The sequence below is a fragment of the Phenylobacterium sp. genome (assembly GCF_036263695.1).
Taxonomy (GTDB): Bacteria; Pseudomonadota; Alphaproteobacteria; order Caulobacterales; family Caulobacteraceae; genus Phenylobacterium.
Genome location: NZ_DATAGM010000184.1, coordinates 1 through 2349, shown reverse-complemented (window position 1 = coordinate 2349; position 2349 = coordinate 1). Strand labels below are relative to the sequence as shown.

Sequence of the window (2349 nt, the reverse complement as noted above, 5' to 3'; positions counted from 1 at the left end):
TGGCCGGCTTCGTGCCGGCCATTCATCTACAGCCGCCGCCAGGCGACGGGTTCCCCGTAGACGGACCGATTTCGCGCCAGCGCGTCGGCGAGCGTATCGACGCTGACCGCCATCGCCGCGGAGTTGGCGTGCAGCACGCGCTCGGGCGACAGGCCCAGGGCCACGTGCCCCTTCCAGAACACCAGGTCGCCGCGTCCAAACGCTGCGGCCGGGATGGGCCGCCCCAGCACCTTGGCCTGCTGGTCGGAATCGCGCGGGCAGGCGCGGCCGCAGGCGTAGAGCGCCTGTTGGATCAGCCCGGAACAGTCGACGCCCAGGCTCGAGCGGCCGCCCCAGAGGTAGGGCGCGCCCGCCAGCCGCTCGGCGACCGCGACCGGATCGGTCGCGAACCGCCCGATCGGCGACAGCGCCTCCTGAACGAACCAGCCGGCGCCCGCGGCCTTCACGAACCGCCCTTCGCGCGCTTCCTCGGTCAGCAGCGATCCCAGCACGAACGGCCCTGACGCCGGGGCGCGGACATCGGGTTCCGCATAGGCGTGGGCGAGCGCCGCCGCGATCTGGTGGGTGGGCGCAGGGCCCTTGGACGCGAGGTCGCCCATCCGCACCCAGCCCACATAGCCGTCCCGCGGCGCCTGACCCCAGGCCCAGTCGCCCGCCATCTCCAGCGCCTGGAACAGCTCGCCGAACAGCAGCTGATCGTGCTGCTCGGCGCCGTCGGCCGGCGCGCCGCGGATCGAGGCCACGGCTCTGGCGCAGACCATCGGCTGCGGATCGACGTAGCGCGCGGCGGGGACGGTCCCCTCCAGCCAGCGCGCGGCCAGGTCTGGACGCGCCGCGGTGGTGCGCGCGTCGGACCTCAAGCGAACCGCTCTTTGATCGTCCGGTAGAGCGCGCGGGCCCCCTGCACCTCGCCGCCGGACGGCCAGCCCGGCCGGCCGCGCGGATTCCAGGCCATGATGTCGAAGTGGACCCAGGGGCCCCGCGGCGCGAACCGCTGCAGGAACAGCGCCGCGGTGACCGAGCCGGCCTGCGCCCAGCCGTCGGGGTCGTTCTTCAGGTCGGCGATGTCGGAATCCAGGGCCTCGCCATAGGGCTTCCACAGCGGCATGCGCCAGAGGGGGTCGCCCACCGCCTTGGCCGCCGCCTCGATCTGACCGGCGAGTTCCTCGTCGTCGGTGTAATAGGGGGGCAGTTGCGGCCCCAGGGCGGCGCGCGCCGCCCCGGTCAGGGTGGCCATGTCGATGGTCAGCGCCGGCTCCAGCTCGGCGGCGCGGGTCAGGGCGTCGGCCAGGATCAGCCGCCCCTCAGCGTCGGTGTTGCCGACCTCGATGGAGAGCCCCTTGCGCGAGGCGAGCACGTCGCCCGGCCGCATGGCGTCGCCGGCGATGGCGTTCTCCACCACCGGGACCAGCACCGCCAGCCGCACCGGCAGCTTGGCGGCCATGATCATCCGGGCCAGCGCCAGCACGTGGGCGGCGCCGCCCATGTCCTTCTTCATCAACCGCATGCCGGCCGAGGGCTTGATGTCGAGGCCGCCGGTGTCGAACACCACGCCCTTGCCGACCAGGGCGATCAGCGGCGCGCCGGCCTCGCCCCAGGCGATCTCGATCATCCGCGGCGCACGCTCGGGCACAGCGGCGCGGCCGACCGCGTGGACGGCCGGATAGTTGGCCTCCAGCAGGCCGTCGCCGACAATGACGGTGATCTGCGCCCCGTGCTGCTCGGCGATCTCCCGGGCGATGGTCTCGATCTGCAGCGGCCCCAGGTCGTTGGCCGGGGTGTTGATCATGTCCCGGGCCAGGGCGCAGGCATGGGCCACGTGGCGCACCTCCTCCGCGTCGCAGCCCTCGGCCACCAGCCGGGCGCGTTCGCCGGGCTTCTTCTTGTACCGGTCGAAACGGTAGCTCCCCAGCGCGAAGGCCAGGGCGGCCTGCTCGCGATCAACGCCCTCGGGCGCCTGGGCGATACGGTATTCGCCGGCCGGAAGCTTGGCGGCCAGGCTCCGCAGCGCCATCGGATCGAGGGCGCCGTTCTTGGCCCCCAGCCCGAAGACCACGTGGTGCAGCTTGCCGTCTTCGCCGGGGACCAGCAGCGCCTGGCCCTGCTTGGCCTTGAACTCCGAGGTTTCGGCGAAGGCGCGGACGAAGGGCGGGGCTGAGTCGAAGTGGGCCCCGAGCTCGGTCTCGTGCAGCAGGTGGACGGGGACCGTGGGACCTGCGGCGGCGGAGAGGATGACTTCGGTCATGGGCACTCTTGGGGGAGCTGAAGCGGGCGCGGCCTGGGCCGTGCGGATTATGCTTAACGGTTCCTTTAAGCGACGCAGCCGAGGGTTATGGGGCACGCCGTCCT

At 72.7% G+C, this 2349-nt stretch carries 2 protein-coding genes; both read right to left on the bottom strand.

From position 1 onward, the window contains the following. Positions 1–26: 26 nt before the first annotated feature. The gene (locus VHK87_RS07525; protein ID WP_329634286.1) at positions 27–860 is read right to left on the bottom strand and encodes a C40 family peptidase; all 834 of its coding nucleotides are present in this window, start codon (positions 858–860) and stop codon (positions 27–29) included. Then, positions 857–2245: a leucyl aminopeptidase family protein gene (locus VHK87_RS07520; RefSeq protein WP_329634285.1), complete on the bottom strand. Its 1389-nt coding sequence runs from the start codon at positions 2243–2245 to the stop codon at positions 857–859. Before VHK87_RS07520 ends, VHK87_RS07525 begins: the two co-directional genes overlap by 4 nt. Between the last annotated feature and the right edge of the window lie 104 nt (positions 2246–2349).